16 protein-coding genes are annotated in these 19,659 nt (G+C 63.9%); 15 read left to right on the top strand and 1 reads right to left on the bottom strand.

Annotated elements, in window-relative coordinates; genetic code table 11:
- Positions 1 to 107: 107 nt before the first annotated feature.
- The 3 genes from HH212_RS08720 (at position 108) to HH212_RS08730 (ending at position 3,109) form a co-directional block, all read left to right on the top strand.
- On the top strand, positions 108 to 1,298 hold the full coding sequence (locus HH212_RS08720; RefSeq protein ID WP_229217638.1) for a PAS domain-containing sensor histidine kinase: 1,191 nt from the start codon (positions 108 to 110) through the stop codon (positions 1,296 to 1,298).
- Positions 1,299 to 1,496: 198 nt separating this feature from the next.
- Positions 1,497 to 2,177: a response regulator transcription factor gene (locus HH212_RS08725; protein ID WP_170202135.1), complete on the top strand. Its 681-nt coding sequence runs from the start codon at positions 1,497 to 1,499 to the stop codon at positions 2,175 to 2,177.
- Between the two features lie 224 nt (positions 2,178 to 2,401).
- Positions 2,402 to 3,109 (top strand): transposase, encoded by a 708-nt coding sequence (locus HH212_RS08730; protein ID WP_170202136.1) that lies wholly within the window; start codon positions 2,402 to 2,404, stop codon positions 3,107 to 3,109.
- Positions 3,110 to 3,130: 21 nt separating this feature from the next.
- Here the strand turns inward: HH212_RS08730 and HH212_RS08735 are convergent, their stop codons facing one another.
- Positions 3,131 to 4,204, bottom strand: a complete 1,074-nt coding sequence (locus tag HH212_RS08735; protein ID WP_229217639.1) for an acetate kinase — start codon at positions 4,202 to 4,204, stop codon at positions 3,131 to 3,133.
- Positions 4,205 to 4,781: 577 nt separating this feature from the next.
- Between HH212_RS08735 and HH212_RS08740 the strand changes: the two genes are divergently transcribed.
- The 12 genes from HH212_RS08740 (at position 4,782) to HH212_RS08795 (ending at position 19,654) form a co-directional block, all read left to right on the top strand.
- A complete protein-coding gene (locus tag HH212_RS08740; protein ID WP_170202137.1) occupies positions 4,782 to 6,185 on the top strand; it encodes a serine/threonine-protein kinase in 1,404 nt (467 codons plus the stop codon).
- The gene (locus HH212_RS08745; RefSeq protein WP_170202138.1) at positions 6,182 to 6,715 is read left to right on the top strand and encodes a TssQ family T6SS-associated lipoprotein; all 534 of its coding nucleotides are present in this window, start codon (positions 6,182 to 6,184) and stop codon (positions 6,713 to 6,715) included. Before HH212_RS08740 ends, HH212_RS08745 begins: the two co-directional genes overlap by 4 nt.
- A 167-nt stretch (positions 6,716 to 6,882) precedes the next feature.
- Entirely contained in the window at positions 6,883 to 11,604 is a 4,722-nt protein-coding gene (locus HH212_RS08750; RefSeq protein WP_170202139.1) for a glutamate synthase-related protein, read from the top strand.
- 244 nt (positions 11,605 to 11,848) lie between these two features.
- Entirely contained in the window at positions 11,849 to 13,312 is a 1,464-nt protein-coding gene (locus tag HH212_RS08755) for a glutamate synthase subunit beta (protein WP_170202140.1), read from the top strand.
- 420 nt (positions 13,313 to 13,732) lie between these two features.
- Complete coding sequence (locus tag HH212_RS08760; RefSeq protein ID WP_170202141.1) at positions 13,733 to 14,536, top strand: ABC transporter ATP-binding protein; 804 nt, start codon at positions 13,733 to 13,735, stop codon at positions 14,534 to 14,536.
- Entirely contained in the window at positions 14,533 to 15,315 is a 783-nt protein-coding gene (mlaE, locus tag HH212_RS08765; protein WP_170202142.1) for a lipid asymmetry maintenance ABC transporter permease subunit MlaE, read from the top strand. Before HH212_RS08760 ends, mlaE begins: the two co-directional genes overlap by 4 nt.
- A gap of 65 nt (positions 15,316 to 15,380) precedes the next feature.
- Positions 15,381 to 15,854, top strand: a complete 474-nt coding sequence (gene mlaD / locus HH212_RS08770; RefSeq protein WP_170202143.1) for an outer membrane lipid asymmetry maintenance protein MlaD — start codon at positions 15,381 to 15,383, stop codon at positions 15,852 to 15,854.
- Positions 15,851 to 16,792 carry an MlaA family lipoprotein gene (locus HH212_RS08775; protein WP_170202144.1) on the top strand — a complete coding sequence of 314 codons (942 nt, stop codon included), beginning with the start codon at positions 15,851 to 15,853 and terminating at the stop codon, positions 16,790 to 16,792. The genes mlaD and HH212_RS08775 overlap by 4 nt, the downstream gene beginning before the upstream one ends.
- Positions 16,793 to 16,886: 94 nt before the next feature.
- Positions 16,887 to 17,528, top strand: coding sequence for an MlaC/ttg2D family ABC transporter substrate-binding protein (locus HH212_RS08780; RefSeq protein ID WP_170202145.1), 642 nt, complete (start codon positions 16,887 to 16,889; stop codon positions 17,526 to 17,528).
- Positions 17,529 to 17,530: 2 nt separating this feature from the next.
- Complete coding sequence (locus tag HH212_RS08785; RefSeq protein WP_170202146.1) at positions 17,531 to 17,806, top strand: STAS domain-containing protein; 276 nt, start codon at positions 17,531 to 17,533, stop codon at positions 17,804 to 17,806.
- Between the two features lie 136 nt (positions 17,807 to 17,942).
- A complete protein-coding gene (locus HH212_RS08790; RefSeq protein WP_170202147.1) occupies positions 17,943 to 18,890 on the top strand; it encodes an ABC transporter ATP-binding protein in 948 nt (315 codons plus the stop codon).
- On the top strand, positions 18,887 to 19,654 hold the full coding sequence (locus HH212_RS08795; protein ID WP_170202148.1) for an ABC transporter permease: 768 nt from the start codon (positions 18,887 to 18,889) through the stop codon (positions 19,652 to 19,654). The genes HH212_RS08790 and HH212_RS08795 overlap by 4 nt, the downstream gene beginning before the upstream one ends.
- Positions 19,655 to 19,659: the final 5 nt, after the last annotated feature.

Below are 19,659 nucleotides of genomic sequence, written 5' to 3' on the forward strand. Positions count from 1 at the left end.
CTTGCCAGACATATGCGCGCCATGCAACGGCGCCAGGCCATGCTGCTATGCAAGATAGCGGACCCGGCACTATACTTCCCGGCTAGTCGTGTCCGCGACGAAACCGATTGGAAGCTTTCGTGACCTGCAGCGCTCCCGCCCCCGTTCCTCCTTCCGCGCCGCTGGCCAGCGCCGATGCCTTCCGCAGCATCGCCGAACTAGCCGGCGATCTCGCCTTCATCCTCGACTGTGCTACCGGCATGCCGGTCTACCTCAGCGCGCGTATCGACGACCTGCTGGGGTACAATGCAAAAGATATTGAACAGCAACTCGCCGAAGGCGGCGACGGCCCCTTGGCGGCATTGTGCGGCGGCCTGCGCGAGCGCCTGCGGCGCTTCGCCGCCGGCGACGGTTCGCGCCTGCGCGTGCTGCGCGAATTCGAGGTGCGCCGCCCCGACGGACGCCTGGCGCCGGTCGAGGTGATCTCGACCCTGCTGGCGGGCGCCGACGGCAAGCCGGCCGCGCTGGCCGGCATCGTGCGCGACCTGTCGGCGCGGCGTGCGCGCGAACTCGAGCAGAAGCGCTTCGCCAGCATGCTGAATCACGAATTCCGCACACCGCTGTCGACCATCGACGGCGCCATCCAGCGCCTGGAAGCGACCGGCGCCAATGCCGACGAGGCGACACGCCAGCGCTACCGCAAGATCGCGGTGGCTGCCGACCGACTGATCGCGATGCTGGACGACTATCTGTCGCCGGAGCGGATGGCGCAGCTGGGACGCCAGCGCCAGCCGAACGGCGTGTCGCCGCGGCTGCTGCTGGAAGAGGTGACGGCGCAGGCGCGCGTGGCCGGCCGCCCGGTGCAACTGGATGCCGACGATGTGCCGTCGGTCCTGCGCGGCGAGGCGGCCGGCCTGCGCCTGGCCTTGAAGGTGCTGCTGGAAAATGCGCTGCGCTATACGCCGGCCGGCAGTGCGCTGCACGTGAGCGGCCGCCGCACCGGCGGCGGCGTCGAGCTGGCGCTGCGCGACGAAGGGCCGGGCGTGCCGGAAGCGGAGGCGCCGCACATCTTCGGCAAGGGTTACCGCGGCGCCAACGCGGCCGGCCTGCCGGGCAAGGGACTGGGCCTGTACATGGCGCGTTCGGTGGCCGAAGCGGCCGGCGGCGCGCTGGGCGTGGTGGCGGCCGGCGGCGGCGCCGAGTTCCGCTTGTGGCTGCCGGCCCAGGATGCCGGGGCGAAAGACCTTGCCTCGCGCGAGGCCAGCAGTGATAATCGGAATGACAATGGGGAAAGCCGCCCGCCAAAGGAAGAGACCTGAACAATCGTCTCGCATGCCGGCAGTCTCGATTGCGACGCAGCGCCGTCCAACACCCACGGCGCGCAGCGCAGTCATGCATACGACACACGGCACGGTTCGAACGTCCAGCAAGGCCGGGAAAGGGCACCTTGAAACACCGTCGCACGCGGCGGTGTTTCGACGTGCCCAAAACGATATACAAAGAAACATGGCAAACCCATGACGCAAATACTGATTGTTGAAGACAATGGCGAGTACGCCGGCGACATGGCCGACTTTCTCAAGGAACTGGGCCATGAGGTGACGATCGCCACCACCGCCGGCGACATGTGGGCGGCGCTGACGCGCACCCCGGCCGCGGTGGTGGTGCTCGACCTCGGCTTGCCGGACGAGGATGGCTTCAACGTCATTCCGCGCATGCGCCAGCTGTATCCCGAGATCGGGCTGCTGGTGCTGACCGGCCGCGTGGCCTTCGACAACCGCATCCTCGGCCTGCGCCTGGGCGCCGACCACTACCTGACGAAACCGATCAAGTTCCCGGAACTGGCCGCCCACATCGAGGCGCTGGACCGGCGCGTGCGTCCGGCGGAGCCGGCCCCGGTGCCGAGCAAGTGGACGCTGCGGGTGTCCGCGCGCCAGCTCGAACTGATGGGCAAGGTCATCGACCTGACCGAAAAGGAGTGCAATTTCCTGCACCTGCTGACGATCAACACCCGGCCGGTGCCGCGCCAGGTGATCGTGGCCGGCATGGGCGGCGACGACCCGGATGCGAGCCGCCGCGTGGACATGCTGGTCTACCGCCTGCGCAAGAAGGCGCGCACCGGACTGGGGCAGGACCTGCCGCTGCGCAGCGCGTATGGCGAGGGCTACAGCCTGTCGGCCGGGTTCACGCTGGCCTGAGCCATCGCCGCCGTTTCCTGCACGTCGAGCGCCGTGAACCCTGGCGCCTGTTGTGGCCCGATCCGCCCTGTGCCGGCGTATTCCTGCGCGTAGCATCGCCGTTCGAATGAGAGACGGCAATCAGGGACAATGTGGCTGAATGGAAACATGTCGCTTGGATTAATCGGGGACAGGGCATTGGCGGCGCGCTAGAATCATCGTTTCGATTCCCCTCCTGCCCCGTCATGGCCCGCCAGTCCCGCCTGATCCTGCCGCACCAGCCGCACCACCTCGTCCAGCGCGGCAACGACAATGCGGTCATCTTCCGCGACGACGAGGATTACCGCGCTTTCCTCGCCTGGCTCAAGGACAGCGCCCGGGCCTACCGGGTCGCCATCCATGCCTACGTGCTGCTGCCGGACCAGCTGCAATTGCTCGCCACCCCTGCCGACGAAGCGGGACTGGCGCTGATGATGCAAAAGGTCGGTCGCCTGTATGTGCCGTGGTTCAATGCGAAACATGGCCGCTCCGGCACCCTGTTCGGCGGACGTTTCCGCACTTCCGTCATCGACCCGATGCAGTATTTTTTGGCCTGCATGTGCTACATCGAGCTGCACCCGGTGCGCTTGCAGCAGGCAGCCGCCGCGCTCGACTACCCATGGTCGAGCCACGCCCACCACGCCGGGGTGCGTACCGATGCGCTGATCACTGACCACGCCAAGTTCTGGGAACTGGGCAATACGCCGTTCCAGCGTGAAGCGGCCTACAACGCGCTGGCGCAGCAGGGCCTGGCCATGGACCAGCTGGAAGCCATCGACGGCGCCGTGCAGAAGGGCGCGGCGCTGGGTTCACACGCCTTCAAGACGGAACTGGAAAAGAAGACCAGGCGCCGCATCCTGCCGGCCAAGCGCGGACGGCCGTTCAAGGTGAAGGACACCTCCTCGACGAGCTGAGTCGGCTGCTTCGAGCGCGTCTCAGAAAGCCAAGGGCACGCGCACCATCAGGCCGACGTCGGGCGCGTCGCGCGTCAGTCCGCCGCCGATCGACACGTTGATCGTGCGCCGCTGATCGAGGCGGTAGGAAAAGCCCGCCATGATCGTGCCGAGCTGCAGGCGCAGGGAGTTCGGCAGCGTCTGACCGTTCTGCTTTGCCCGGCCGACCGAGATATGGTCGTAGCCGACACTGAGTCCCACTTTATCGTTCAATGCAAATCCGATGCCGGCATTGAAGCCGAACGAATCCGGCGGCGTGATGGTGCCGAGCGGCTCACTGCCGCCATTCAATACTTTACGGTTGACATTACTGCGTTTGAAATTGTGCATGTAGCTTACAGTGCCGAAAAACGTGGCGGGATTGGCGGGCATGAACCACGCAATATTCGGTTCGAGCGCATAAAAGCCGGAACCGGTCGCCAGATTCGACGGCAGGCCGGTGCCGGCGGCATTCTGTTCTGTGCAACGTACCAGGCAATCGGTGACCGCTTCGAAAGGATCGCGTCCGGTACGCGATTTGAAACGCACGCCGCCGACAAAATACGGTCTATGCAGGCTGCCCTGATTTAACTGGTAGCGCGCCGCGAGTTCGACGTCGCCGATGGCCTTGCCGCTGTCTTGAACGACGCGATCCGTTACGGCGCCGGCAACCATGTCGCGGCTTACGATATCGTCGCTGCGATACACATAGGGAACCCGCACTTCCAGTTCGAAACGGTTGGTGATGCCGCGCCGCGCCGTCAGGCTGGCCACGGTGCTGTTGCGCCGCACTTCGCGCACGTCGATGCGGGGATCGAACAGCGTCAGGATCATCGCATACCCCGCGAACGCGATCCGGTCGCTCGACGAATGGGCGAATTGCACGGCAGGCTCGACGACATAGGTGCCGCGCGGCGTCAGCACGCCGGGCTGCTCGAACAGCGGCGCGACCCTGGGCGGGCGCTGGCCGGCGTCCGGCGCCGCGTCTTCCTGCGCCGTCTGCGCCTGCAGGGGGCGGGCAAGGACGATCGACAACCCGCCGATGAACAACAACCTCGAACGCGCATGATTCCACATGGGCTTGCATCCTTCCAAAAGCTCTGCAGCATTATTCGAAAACGCATGACAGCGAATGACTGAATCAATTTCTTTAATAAAAATCTTCTGACATGGAGAATTTGCGTAAATTCTTTGAAACAAGGTGAATGCCGGACAAGCGAATACGATGTGTATTAGCCCGAGCTTGGACGAATGGAGAAATTAAAATCTGACGGTTCGCAATGGCTGTAGAGATAATGGCGGCGCGGTATTAATGATGTAAATTTGGCTGGCAAACCTTAATCCAGCAGAAAAAAATGTCGCAATATGCCAACTGCGGGTCATTATTGGTGAAATATTTCAGCCAAGAATTAGAAAGGATTGTTAATGCGGATTTGAGGCATGACATCGCGCGTCGTGCGCACGCTTGAGTCGATCGGCATGCAGTGTTAGCGTCACTGCAGCGATATTTTGTCAGCCGCTTATTCTTTTGCGTGGCGAAATGATTAGCCCATCTACAATTAAAATAAAGAAATCCAATGACGCTGCGCTGACGGTCAGGGAGTTCGTCGAACATTATCCCGAGCAAATCAGCGAGGTATGGTGCCGCAAGCTGTTGCGCCATTTGCTGCACGCGCTGGAGCGGCAGCACGCGCTGCACTTGCCGCACCGGATCATCACGCCGGACAGCATCGCCTTCGACGAGGGTGGGACCCCCAGGCTGCTGTCCTCTTTCACTGGCGATCCGGCAGCCGACATCGCCGACGACCTGACGGCGCTGGCCAGGTTCGTCCATTACGCCATCACGCGCGAAGTGGTGCCCGCCCGCCCCTTGCGCGGCCGCGGGCTGGCCGGCTACAGCGATTCCATCATGACGGCGATCGACCGCAGCCTGGCAGCCGACCCGGACCGGCGGCCGCACAGCATCGGCGACCTGCGCGACCTGCTCGGTATCGTCGTCTGTCCACGCATGCCGGCGGCCGGGGCGTCCGGCCCTGGCGTGCAAGCCTATCCGCTCGAAGCGCTTGCGCCACGCGTGCTCCGGGCGCCGCTGCCGGCCCGCAAGCGGCGCCGGGTGCAGGCTTGCATCGGCGGCCTGGCCATGCTGTTGCTCGTGGGGATGGCCTGGTTCGCCGTGCTGCGCCGTTCTCCCACCTTCGACCAGCCGATGACGGCATCGACGCAACGTCCCGACGCCATGCGTGCAGCGCTGCCGCACAACGAAGCGCCGCGCACCGAAGCGCCGCATGCCGCGGCATTGTCCGAACCGGCGCCATCCACCGCGCCCGATGCGGCGGCGCCGCTCCGCATCGAGCGGACGGACGCCGGCAATACAGGCGCCGGGAAGCGTGGCCGGCAGGCAGACACGGATGGTGCCGGCCTTGCCGCAAGCGGCAGGGCGGCACACGGGCACCGCGCACAGGCACCTGAAAGCCGGCACCGGGCCGCTACCGCTGCCGCGGCCCCTTCCACACCGGCAGCGACCGCGGCGGCGACAGCGCCCACGCCATCGGCCACGGTTGCAACGACGGCGGCTCCAGCCACGACCGCCACGACCGCCACGGCCGCCACGGCCGCAATGGCAGCGGCGTCCGCCGCGTCGCCCCCGGCCGTCCTGGCCGCTCCAGTGGTGGCCGCATTCTCGTCGCCGACCGCTTCGTCGGGCACCCCGGCGCCGGCGCCAGTCTCCGCAGCACCGGAGGAAAGCGCATCGAGGCCGGCATCGACGCCATCGGACGCCGCGAGAGAAGGGGCAACGCGCGCCGTGCGGCCCGCCGCCGCACGCTCATCCGCGGCGGCAAGCGGCGCCGTGTTCGATCTGCAGATCCGGCCCTGGGGCGTGGTGCACGTGGATGGCGTACGGCGCGGCGTCAGCCCACCCATCAAGCAATTGAACCTGGCGCCGGGCCGACATGCGATCCTGGTGACCAATCCCGGTTCCCGCGACCGCATGCTGGATATCGACACGGCCAGGGACAATGGCCGCATCGCGGTCGATTTCGACGGCGTGCCGCAATGAATGCCCGGCGCGGCTTCTCGCCCATGATGTCGTTCCCCTCGCCATGGATGCGCAGTTGCCGTTCGCGGTTGTGCTGTGTCCTGCTGCCGCTGATGCTGGCCGGCTGTGCCGATCTCGATCCGCCGCGCGCCGCGGCAGGCATGCAGCATGCACAGGATGACGTGCACAAATCGGCGGCCATCCTGCTCGACGGTATCCGGTTGTATGAAAACGGTAACTACAAGGCAGCGATCGCTACACTGGCGGCCCCCGGGATGCGCGACGCGCCGCATGCCATCCAGGTCGAAGCGCTGAAATACACTGCATTCAGCTATTGCGTCATGGAAGACTACGCGGCATGCCGCCACGCCTTCGACCCGTCGCTGGCGCTCGACGCCGGTTTCGTATTGCGCCCGAGCGAGCGTGGCCATCCCATGTGGGGACCGGTATTCGAACAGGCCAAAGCCGCAAGCGAGCAACACCATGTGGATACGGCACTGGACCAAGACCGCGAACGCTGGCGCGGCATCGACCTGTGGCGGGCTCGTTGAATCGCGCGTTAGCGATTTTTTAAGCCGTTTCACTATGTCCCCATATATAAATTCAAGGCTTGATGTTTTATTTAATTCGACTCCGACCCTAATTGTTGTGGTTGATGTTTACCGGTACGTACTCTATTCTCGGCAATCGACATCATCAAAATGCTGCGGAGCCACATATGATTGCCCAAGGTCTGTACGATCCCGCCAATGAACACGACGCCTGCGGCGTCGGTTTCATCGCCCATATCAAGGGCAATAAAAGCCATTCGATCATCGAGCAGGGCCTGATGATCCTGAAAAACCTGGACCACCGCGGTGCGGTCGGCGCCGATGCGCTGATGGGCGACGGCGCCGGCATCCTGATCCAGATCCCCGACCAGTACTACCGCGACGAGATGGGCCGCCAGGGCGTCGAACTGCCGCCGCCGGGAGAGTACGGCGTCGGCATGGTGTTCCTGCCGAAGGAACACGCGTCGCGCATTGCCTGCGAACAGGAAATCGAGCGCGCCGTGCGCGCCGAGGGGCAGGTGGTACTCGGCTGGCGCAACGTGCCGGTGGACGACACCATGCCGATGTCGCCGACCGTGCGCGCCAAGGAACCGGTGATCCGCCAGATCTTCATCGGCCGCGGCCCGGACGTGATGGTCACCGATGCGCTCGAGCGCAAGCTGTACGTGATCCGCAAGTCGTCCGGCCATGCGATCCAGGCGCTGAAACTGATGCACGGCAAGGAGTTCTTCGTGCCGTCGATGTCGGCGCGCACCATCGTCTACAAGGGCTTGCTGCTGGCGGACCAGGTCGGCGTCTACTACAAGGATTTGCAGGATCCGCGCTGCGTGTCGGCGCTGGCGCTGGTGCACCAGCGTTTCTCAACGAATACCTTCCCCGAATGGCCGCTGGCCCACCCGTACCGCCTGATCGCCCACAACGGCGAGATCAACACGGTCAAGGGCAATTTTAATTGGACCCGCGCGCGCGAAGGCGTCATGAAGTCGGCGGTGCTGGGCGACGACCTGAATAAACTGTTCCCGCTGATCTATGAAGGCCAGTCGGACACCGCCTGCTTCGACAACGCGCTGGAACTGCTGGTGATGGCCGGCTACCCGATCGCGCAGGCGATGATGATGATGATCCCGGAAGCCTGGGAAAACCACGCGTCGATGGATGAGAACCGGCGCGCCTTCTACGAATACTATGCGGCGATGATGGAACCGTGGGACGGCCCGGCCGCCATGGCGTTCACGGACGGCCGCCACATCGGCGGCACCCTGGACCGCAATGGCCTGCGCCCGGCGCGCTACGTGGTCACCGACGACGACCTGGTCGTGATGGCGTCCGAGTCCGGCGTGCTGCCGATCCCGGAATCGCGCATCGTCAAGAAGTGGCGGTTGCAGCCCGGAAAAATGTTCCTGATCGACCTGGAAGCCGGCCGCATCATCGACGACAAGGAACTCAAGGACACGTATTCGAACGCCAAGCCGTATAAAGCCTGGATCAAGTCGGTGCGCATCAAGCTGGGCGAGATCAAGCTGTCGGAATCGCAACTGGCGCAAGGCCGCACCAAGGACACGCCGGCGCAGGGCGAAAAGGCGGCCGTCTCGCTGCTCGACCGCCAGCAGGCGTTCGGCTATACCCAGGAAGACTTGAAATTCCTGATGGCGCCGATGGCGGTGCTGGGAGAAGAGGCGACCGGTTCGATGGGCAACGACTCGCCGCTGGCGGTGATGTCGAACAAGCTTAAGCCGCTGTATTCGTACTTCAAACAGCTGTTCGCCCAGGTGACCAACCCGCCGATCGACCCGATCCGCGAGGCGATGGTGATGTCGCTGGTGTCCTTCATCGGCCCCAAGCCGAACCTGCTCGACACCAACAACGTGAACCCGCCGATGCGCCTGGAAGTGTCGCAGCCGGTGATCGGTTTCGACGACATGGCGCGCCTGCGCAACATCAGCCTGCACACCGGCGGCAAGTTCAAGTCGTACGAATTGAACATCTGCTATCCGGTCGCGTGGGGGAAAGAGGGCATCGAAGCCTCGCTGGCCTCGCTGTGCGCGGAAGCGGTGGACGCCGTCAAATCCGGCCACAACATCCTGATCGTGTCCGACCGCGCGCTGTCGGCCGAGACGGTGGCGATCCCGGCGCTGCTGGCGACGTCCGCCATCCACCAGCACCTGGTGCAGCGCGGCCTGCGCGCCTCCACCGGCCTGGTAGTCGAGACCGGTTCCGCGCGCGAAACCCACCACTTCGCCTTGCTGGGCGGCTACGGCGCGGAAGCGGTGCACCCGTACCTGGCGCTGGAAACGCTGGCCGACCTGGCGCACGGCTTGCCGCACGAGATCGCCCCCGAGAAGGTGATGCTCAACTACACCAAAGCGGTCGGCAAGGGCCTCATGAAGGTGATGTCGAAGATGGGCATCTCGACCTACATGTCGTATTGCGGCGCCCAGATCTTCGAAGCCGTCGGCCTGAATAAATCGCTGGTGAACAAGTACTTCAAGGGCACCTCGTCGACGGTGGAAGGCATCGGCCTGTTCGAGGTGGCGGAAGAGGCGCTGCGCCTGCATGCGCTGGCCTTCGGCAACGATCCGGTGCTGGCGCAGGCGCTGGACGTGGGCGGCGAATATGCGTTCCGCGTGCGCGGCGAAGACCATTTGTGGACGCCGGACGCGATCGCGAAATTGCAGCACTCGACCCGCGCCAACAACTTCAGTACCTATAAAGAGTACGCCCAGATCATCAACGACCAGAGCCGCCGCCACCTGACGCTGCGCGGCCTGATGGAATTCAAGATCGATCCGAGCCGTGCGATCCCGCTGGACGAGGTCGAACCCGCCAAGGAAATCGTCAAGCGCTTCGCCACCGGCGCCATGTCGCTGGGGTCGATCTCGACCGAGGCGCACGCCACGCTGGCAGTGGCCATGAACCGCATCGGCGGCAAGAGCAACACCGGAGAGGGCGGCGAGGATCCGCGCCGCTACATGGGCGAATTCAAGGGCATCAAGATCGCCAAGGGAGAAAGCCTCGCCTCGATCCTGGGTGCCGACCGCGTGGTGGCCGACATCCCGTTGCAGGAAGGCGATTCGCTGCGCTCGAAGATCAAGCAGGTGGCGTCGGGCCGCTTCGGCGTCAGCGCCGAGTACCTGGCATCGGCCGACCAGATCCAGATCAAGATGGCGCAGGGTGCCAAGCCGGGAGAAGGCGGCCAGTTGCCGGGCCACAAGGTGTCGGAATACATCGCCTCGCTGCGCGTCTCGGTGCCGGGCGTCGGCCTGATCTCGCCGCCGCCGCACCACGACATCTATTCGATCGAAGACCTGGCGCAACTGATCCACGATCTCAAGAATGCCAACCCGAACGCCTCGATCTCGGTAAAGCTGGTGTCGGAAGTCGGCATCGGCACGGTCGCCGCGGGCGTGAGCAAAGCCAAGGCCGACCACGTGGTGGTGGCCGGCCATGACGGCGGCACCGGCGCGTCGCCGCTGTCGTCAGTCAAACACGCGGGCACGCCGTGGGAGCTGGGCCTGGCCGAGACGCAGCAGACGCTGGTGCTGAACGGCTTGCGCAGCCGCATCCGCGTGCAGGCCGACGGCCAGATGCGTACCGGCCGCGACGTCGTCATCGCCGCGCTGCTGGGCGCCGACGAGATCGGTTTCGCGACGGCGCCGCTGGTGGTCGAGGGCTGCATCATGATGCGTAAGTGCCACCTGAACACTTGCCCGGTCGGCGTCGCCACGCAAGACCCGGTGCTGCGCGCCAAGTTCTCGGGCAAGCCGGAACACGTGGTGAATTACTTCTTCTTCGTGGCCGAGGAAGCGCGCCAGATCATGGCGCAGCTGGGCATCCGCAGCTACGACGAACTGATCGGCCGCGCCGACCTGCTCGACCGCAGCCGCGCTGTCGGCCACTGGAAGGCGCAAGGCCTGGACTTCAGCAACATTTTCTACCAGCCGAAGGTCGACAGCCCGCGCGCGCTGCTGCACAGCGATACCCAGGACCACGGCCTGGAGCGCGCGCTGGACCACAAGCTGATCGCGCAGGCCAAGCAGGCGCTGGAAAAGGGAGAGCGGGTGTCGTTCATCTCGCCGGTACGCAACGTCAACCGTACCGTCGGCACCATGCTGTCGGGCGAAGTCGCCAAGCGCTACGGCCATGCCGGCTTGCCGGACGATACCATCCACATCCAGCTGCAGGGCACCGCGGGCCAGTCGGCCGGCGCCTTCCTGGCGGCCGGCATCACGCTCGACCTGGTGGGAGAAGGCAACGACTACGTGGGTAAAGGCTTGTCGGGCGGACGCATCATCGTGCGCCCGAACACCGAATTCCGCGGCTGGGCGGTGGACAACATCATCGTCGGCAATACCGTGCTGTACGGCGCCATCGCCGGCGAAGCCTTCCTCAATGGCGTGGCCGGCGAGCGTTTCGCCGTGCGCAACTCGGGTTCCACCGCGGTGGTCGAGGGCGTGGGCGACCACGGTTGCGAATACATGACCGGCGGCACCGTGGTGGTGCTGGGCGACACCGGCCGCAACTTCGCGGCGGGCATGTCGGGCGGCGTGGCCTATGTGTACGACCCGAAGGGCGAGTTCGAAGGGCGCTGCAACACCAGCATGGTGAACCTGGAGCGAGTGCAATCGACCAAGGAACAGAGCGACCAGTCCAGCTGGCACGCCCAGACCCGCAACGGTCCGCGCGAATCGGACGAGGCCATCCTGAAACGCCTGATCGAGCGCCATTTCAAGCACACGGGCTCGACGCGCGCGCGCAACCTGCTCGACGATTGGGCCACCAGCCGCACCAAGTTCGTCAAGGTGTTCCCGACCGACTACAAGCGCGCGCTGGAAGAGATGCACTTTGCCAGCATGGAAGAGGCCAACGACAAGATTGAGTTGGTGGCGTAAGCGCTGCCGGGACGGGCTGTCTGACTGCATGCTCAGTATGGGCCCCCGCCTACGCGGGGGGCGACGGTGATAGGCAACGTGAATAAAACGTAGTCATCAGCCTTCGAGCGTCGTCCCCGACCTGGCCGGCCGCCTTGGCGGGGACCCATACAAGGTGAACTGAAGCCGCACCCTCCGCACCCCAAACACCGCACAAAACACGACACGACCAGGCCCCGCGCCCCCGACAAGACAAGGACCGAACATGGGTAAGATCACCGGCTTCATGGAATTTCAGCGACAGGAAGAAGGCCACCTGGAACCCGCTGCCCGCCTCAAGAACTACAAGGAATTCACGCTCACCTTGAGCGACGACCAGGCCAAGGTGCAGGGCGCACGCTGCATGGATTGCGGCATCCCATTCTGCAACACCGGCTGCCCGGTCAACAACCAGATCCCCGACTGGAACGACCTGGTCTATCACGGCAATTACCGCAATGCGGTCGAGAACCTGCACTCGACCAATAATTTCCCGGAATTCACGGGCCGCATCTGCCCGGCGCCGTGCGAATCCGCCTGCACCCTCGGCATCAACGACGACCCGGTCGGCATCAAGTCGATCGAGCGCAAGATCGCCGATGCCGGCTGGGAACATGGCTGGATCGTGCCGCAGCCGGCGGCGCATAAAACCGGCAAGAAAGTCGCGATCATCGGTTCCGGGCCTGCCGGCCTGGCCGCCGCCCAGCAACTGGCGCGCGCCGGCCACGACGTCACGGTGTTCGAGAAGAGCGACCGCATCGGCGGCCTGCTGCGCTACGGCATCCCCGATTTTAAAATGGAAAAGGACTTGATCGACCGCAGGGTCGAACAGATGAAGGCGGAGGGCGTGACCTTCCGCACCAGCACCCTGATCGGCAAGGATTTCCCGACCGCGGTCAGCAACATGGCGCGCGAGACCATTTTCCCGGAAGACCTGGCCAAGGACTTCGATGCGGTGGTCATGGCCGGTGGCGCCGAGCAGCCGCGCGACCTGCCGGTGCCCGGCCGCGAACTGAAGGGCGTGCACTTCGCGATGGAATTCCTGCCCCAGCAGAACCGCGTGAATGCCGGCGATAAAGTAAAAGACCAGATCAAGGCGACCGGGAAGCACGTGATCGTGATCGGCGGCGGCGACACCGGTTCCGACTGCGTCGGCACCTCGAACCGCCACGGCGCTGCCTCGATCACCCAGTTCGAACTGATGCCGCAACCGCCCGAGCAGGAAAACAAGCCGCTGGTCTGGCCCTACTGGCCGACCAAGCTGCGCACCTCGTCCTCGCACGAGGAGGGCTGCGAGCGCGACTGGGCGGTGGCCACCAAGCGTTTCGAGGGCAAGAACGGCAAGCTGGAAAAGCTGGTCGCCTGCCGTGTCGAGTGGAAGGACGGCAAGATGAGCGAAGTGCCGAATTCGGAGTTCGAACTGAAGGCCGACCTGGTGATGCTGGCCATGGGTTTCGTTTCCCCGGTTCAGCAAGTGCTGGATGCCTTCGGCGTGCAAAAGGATGCGCGCGGCAATGCCCGTGCCACGGTCGACGGCGAGACCTGCTACCAGACGTCGGTGCCGAAGGTGTTCACGGCCGGCGACATGCGCCGCGGCCAGTCGCTGGTGGTATGGGCGATCCGCGAAGGGCGCCAGTGCGCGCGCGCGGTCGATGAGTTCCTGATGGGTTCGTCCGAACTGCCGCGCTGACCGATCGCATCTTCGCCGACTTTGAAGGCCCGGTTTTTCCGGGCCTTTTTCTTGTGTTTGCGGCGCAGGATGGGTATCGCATGCCAGCCGTCCGCTGCACGCGAGCGGTTTACCGCAAAATGCGCGGAGAGCATTTTGCTGCGCCTTGACGCATCGTTCGCGCCACACCCGCATGGGCCTCCCGAAACCCCTGGGAAACTGCCGCAAACATGACAGATCGTTAAACTATTTAAAGCATTTGCAACAATCTGTGATATGCATAAGTTAATAAAAACAAGCACTTAGGATTCAAGATATCTGACTCTTTGTTCAGTAGTGTTGTATTATCACGTCGTACATACCGTCCCTAATCGGGCCCTGTCGAGCAGAGATTGCCGTTTCTGCACTACAATACGAGATTCCCAAATTCCGCTATCCACCGTGTCCAACCTTGTCGAAATCCGCGATCTGCATTTTTCGTATGGAGATCGCCCCATCCTGTCGAACCTGCGCATGGATTTTCCTCGCGGTAAGCTGATCGCCGTGATGGGTGGATCGGGTTGCGGCAAGACCACGGTGTTGCGCCTGATCGGCGGCCAGATCCGTCCGCAGCGCGGCACGGTGTCGGTCAACGGCGAGATCGTGCACCAGCTGGATACCGAAAACCTGTACCGCCTGCGCCGCAAGATGGGCATGCTGTTCCAGTTCGGCGCGCTGTTCACCGACCTCACCGTGTTCGAGAACGTGGCCTTCCCGCTGCGCGAGCACACCGACTTGCCGGAAGAAGTGCTGCGCGACCTGGTGCTGATGCGCCTGAACGCGGTCGGCCTGCGCAATGCCCAGCATTTGAAACCGAACGAGATCTCGGGCGGCATGGCGCGCCGGGTGGCGCTGGCGCGTGCGGTGGCGCTGGATCCGCAGTTGATCATGTACGACGAGCCGTTCGCCGGACTCGACCCGATCTCGATGGGCGTGACCGCCAATCTGATCCGCAACCTGAACGACACGCTCGGGTCGACGTCGATCCTGGTCTCGCACGACGTGCAGGAAACCTTCGCCATCGCCGACTACGTCTATTTTATGTCCGCAGGAAAAATCGTCGCCTTCGGCACGCCGGACGAGCTGCGCCGCTCGACCGATCCGTACGTGAAACAGTTCGTGAATGCCGAGCCGGACGGTCCGGTGCCGTTCCACTATCCGGGCAAATCGCTGGCCGACGACCTCGGCCTGGGAGCGCAACGATGATCGGCCGCCTGCTGGGCGCCATCGGCGGGTTCGTGCTGGACATGTTCGCGCGCGTCGGCGCCGTCACCCGGTCCTTCTTCGGCCTGCTGGGCAAGGCGCCCGGCGCATTGCGCCGCCCGGCCCTGATTTCCGAGCAGATCCACTTCATCGGCAATTATTCGCTGTTGATCATCACCGTGTCCGGCCTGTTCGTCGGCATGGTGCTGGGCCTGCAGGGCTACTACACGCTGAGCCAGTTCGGCGCCGAGGAAAAGCTGGGCCAGCTGGTGGCCTTGTCGCTGCTGCGCGAGCTGGGGCCGGTGGTGACGGCGCTGCTGTTCGCCGGCCGCGCCGGCACCTCGCTGACCGCGGAGATCGGCCTCATGAAGGCCGGCGAGCAATTGACGGCGATGGAAATGATGGCCGTGAACCCGATCCAGCGCGTGCTGGCGCCGCGCTTCTGGGCCGGCCTGATCGCCATGCCGGTGCTGGCCACCGTGTTTTCCGCGATCGGCGTGATCGGCGGCTACCTGGTCGGCGTGGAATTGATCGGCGTCGATCCGGGCGCCTTCTGGTCGCAAATGCAAAGCAACATCGACGTGCGCCGCGACGTCATGAACGGCGTCCTGAAAAGCTTCGTGTTCGGCGTCGCGGTCACCTTCACCGCCTTGTTCCAGGGCTACGAGGCGCAGCCGACGCCGGAAGGCGTGTCGCGCGCGACCACGCGTACCGTGGTGATCGCGTCGCTGATGGTGCTCGGGCTGGACTTCATCATGACCGCCCTGATGTTCAATAAATAACCGGAAGCCGGGCCGTATTCGTGCTTCACGGCCGGATGTGCGCTTTTATATATTAGGAAAATCGTATGCATCGCAAAACTATTGACGTCTGGGTCGGACTTTTTGTACTGCTGGGTGTGGTAGCGCTCCTATTCCTGGCACTCAAAGCCGGTAACATGAGCTCGATTTCGTTCAGCAAGACCTACGCCATCACCGGCAAGTTCGACAATATCGGCGGACTCAAGCCGCAGGCGCCGGTCAAGAGCGCGGGTGTCGTCGTGGGCCGCGTGGGCGCGATCAATTTCGATGACAAGAGCTATCAGGCAAACGTGCGCCTCGACATCAATCCGGCGTACAAGTTTCCAAAAGATAGTTCGCTGAAAATCCTGACCTCCGGCTTGCTGGGCGAGCAGTACGTCGGCATCGAGGCGGGCGGCGACACCAATAACCTGGCCGACGGCGACCGCATCAACCGCACGCAATCGGCGACCGTGCTCGAAGACTTGATTAACCAATTTATTTATAGCAAGGCAGCTGAAGGAAAGGACGGAGATAAATGAAAGACCGTAACGCATCTGGCGGGGTCCGCGCAGTCGGGCTGGCAAGCCTGATCGGGGCTTCCCTGTTGCTGGGTGGCTGCGCCACCCCGGCCAATCCGCAAGACCCGTTCGAGAAATTCAACCGGGCCATGTTCAGTTTCAACGACACGGTCGACCGCACCGCGCTCAAGCCGGCCGCCACCGCCTACAAGAAGGTGACGCCGGGCTTCGTGCAGACGGGCGTGAACAATTTCTTCGGTAACTTGTCGGACCTGTGGAGTTCCGTCAATAACCTGGCCCAGTTCAAGGGCCGCGACGGCATGAACGATTTCACCCGTTTCGCGGTGAACTCGACGCTGGGCCTGGGCGGCGTGCTCGACATTGCCAGCCCGGCCGGCCTGCGCAAGCACAACGAAGACCTGGGCCAGACCCTGGGTTATTGGGGCGTGCCGCCTGGACCGTACTTGATGTTGCCGATCCTGGGCCCATCTACGGTGCGTGACACCGCGGCGCTGCCCGGCGACTTCTGGGGCGACCCGTGGACGCACGTGAACGACATCCCGTGGCGCAACAGCGGCATCGTGCTGCGCGCGGTCGACCAGCGCGCCACCGTGCTGGACGCGTCGAACCTGCTGGAAGACGCCGCGCTGGACCGCTACGAGTTCATCCGCGACGGCTACCTGCAGCGCCGCCAGAGCCGCGTGCTGGATACCGACAAGGCGCAGGTGCGCGCCGAGAAGGTTCAGGAGCGCCTGGACAAGGTGCAGGAAAAGGTGCAGGAACGGTTCGACCAGGTGCAGGAAAAGCTGGGCGTCAAGAAGGCCGAGACGCCGGGCGCGGAAAATGGCGCGCCGGCGGCCGCCGAGCCGACCGTGCCGGCGCCGACCGGCAATCCGGACCTGGGTACGCCGCCGAAGAATTCGCCGGCGCCGGTGTCATCCGAACCGGCCCGCAAGTAGTTAATAGAGTAAACAAGGCAGGAAACCAGGCTGTGCATCCGTTCCGAGACGGCCAGCACCGCCCGGCACCATTCCAACCAGACAAAGGAAGCATATGAAGCCAATCGCACAATTGATCGTGACCGCCGCCGCCGTCGCCATTTCCACCAGCGTCATGGCCGCTCCGGTGTCCAGCGAAGCACCGGACGTGCTGGTCAAGCGCCTCAGCACCGACGTGCTCGATACCGTCAAGGCCGACAAGGACATCCAGTCCGGCAACACCCGCAAGATCATGGACCTGGTCAACAGCAAGATCTTGCCCTATGTCGATTCCGACAAGATGACCGCACTGGCGGCCGGCCCGGCCTGGCGCCAGGCCACGCCGGCGCAGCAAAAGCGCCTGTCGGAAGAGTTCCGCACGCTGCTGGTGTACACCTACTCGGGCGCGCTGTCGCAGATCAAGAACGAGACCATCGAGTTCAAGCCGTTCCGCGCCGATGCGGGCGATACCGACGTGACCGTCAACTCGCAGGTGAATACCGCCCGCGGCGAGCCGATCACGCTGAACTACCGCCTGAGCAAGGGCCCGCAAGGCTGGAAGATCTATGACCTGAACGTGCTGGGCGCGTGGCTGGTCGAGACCTATAAAAGCACCTTCAAGTCGGAAATCAGCAAGGGCGGCATCGACGGCCTGATCAACACGCTGCAGAACCGCAACCAGCAGCTGGCCAGCAAGCCGTTGAAAACCTCGAAGTAAGCATGGCGCAAGCGAATCCCATGCTCTCGCTCGATGCCCTGACGTTCCAGAACGCGAAGGCGGCGCTGGAGCAGGGCTGCACCGCGATCGGCGCCGGCGAAACCGTGTTCGACCTCGGCGGCGTGAAAGCCGCCGATTCGTCGGCGCTGGCGCTGATGCTGGCGTGGCAGCGCCGCGCCCATGCGCAGGGGCGCGCACTGGCGTTCGCCAACGTGCCGGCGAATATCGATGCGCTGGCCAAGCTGTATGGCGTCGACGAGTTGATCGCGCGTGCATGAACGCGTGGACGGCAAAGCCGTCCACCCTAACGCTGATATTGACGGCGAATGGGGCAGCCTCCGACACCTATCCGTATTTCTTCTATAATGGCTGGTTTCCCCGCACGGTGCCCGCATTGCCCGGGTATGCCCACGAATGACAGCCATCCAGATTGACAGCGTCGAAAAGAGCTACAAGGGTTTCAAGGCGCTGAAGGGCGTTTCCCTGACCATCGAACAAGGCGAATTCTTTGGACTGCTCGGTCCGAACGGCGCCGGCAAGACCACCCTGATTTCCACCATCGCCGGTTTGATCCGGCCCGACGTCGGCAGCGTTCGCATCCACGGGCACGACGTCGTCACCGACCAGCGCCGCGCGCGCATGAACCTGGGCGTGGTGCCGCAGGAACTGGTGTTCGATCCCTTCTTCACGGTGCGCGAGACGCTGCGCCTGCAATCGGGCTATTTCGGCCTGAAGAGCAACGACAAGTGGATCGACGAGATCATGGAAAATCTCGACCTGACGCCCAAGGCCGACGTCAACATGCGCGCGCTGTCGGGCGGCATGAAGCGCCGCGTGCTGGTGGCCCAGGCGCTGGTACATAAACCGCCGGTGATCGTGCTGGACGAACCGACCGCCGGCGTCGACGTCGAACTGCGCCAGACCCTGTGGAAATTCATCTCGCGCCTGAACCGCGAAGGCCACACCGTCGTGCTGACCACCCACTACCTGGAAGAGGCGCAAGCCATGTGCCAGCGCGTGGCGATGCTGAAAACCGGCAACGTGGTTGCGCTGGACACCATGTCGCAGCTGCTGCGCCGGGTGTCCGGCTCGTCGCTGGTGGTGCACCTGAAGCACGGCACGCTGCCGGAAGGCTTGCGCCACCTGGTCGCGCACGACCAGCACGACGAAGGCGCCAGCAATGGCGGCGGAAACAAGTACACGCTGCGCGTGAATGACTATAGCGAAGTGGAAGGCATCCTGGCGAAATTGCGCGAATCCGGCGCCCAGATCGACGAGATGCAATTGCAGCAGGCCGACCTGGAAGACATCTTCCTGCAAATCATGGACAGCGGCGCAGCTAACCCGGGAGCACAGCGATGAATGTCTTTTCGGTGGGTTTCCGCACCCTGTTCTATAAAGAAATCCTGCGTTTCTGGAAGGTCGCCACCCAGACCGTCGCCGCGCCGATCGTGACTTCGATGCTGTACCTGCTGATCTTCGGCCACGTGCTCGAAGGCAAAGTGCAAATGCTGGACGGCGTCAGCTATACCGCCTTCCTGATCCCCGGCCTGGTGATGATGAGCGTGCTGCAGAATGCCTTTGCCAATTCCTCGTCGTCGCTGATCCAGTCGAAAATCACCGGCAACCTGGTGTTCATCCTGCTGCCGCCGCTGTCGCACTGGGAAATCCTGTCGGCCTACGTCACCGCCTCGGTGGTGCGCGGCCTGGCGGTCGGCCTGGGGGTGTTCGTGATCACCGCCTGGTTCGCGCACCTGTCGTTCACCTTCCCGCTGTGGATCGTCGTGTTCGCGTTCCTGGGCGCGGCCATCCTCGGCACCATGGGCGTGATCGCCGGCGTGTGGGCGGAAAAGTTCGACCAGTTGGCCGCATTCCAGAATTTCCTGATCATGCCTGCAACATTCTTGGCCGGCGTGTTTTATTCCATTAAGAAATTGCCGCCGTTCTGGCTGGCAGTCTCGCATTTCAATCCGTTCTTTTATATGATTGACGGATTCCGCTATGGCTTCTTCGGCAAGTCGGACGTGTCGCCCTGGACCAGCCTGGTCATCGTCGGCGTGTTCTTCGTTGCGCTGGCCGCCATCGCCATCAACATGCTGCGCCGCGGCTACAAGCTGCGTCACTGAAGCGC

The organism is Massilia forsythiae, assembly GCF_012849555.1.
GTDB classification, from domain to species: domain Bacteria; phylum Pseudomonadota; class Gammaproteobacteria; order Burkholderiales; family Burkholderiaceae_D; genus Telluria; species Telluria forsythiae.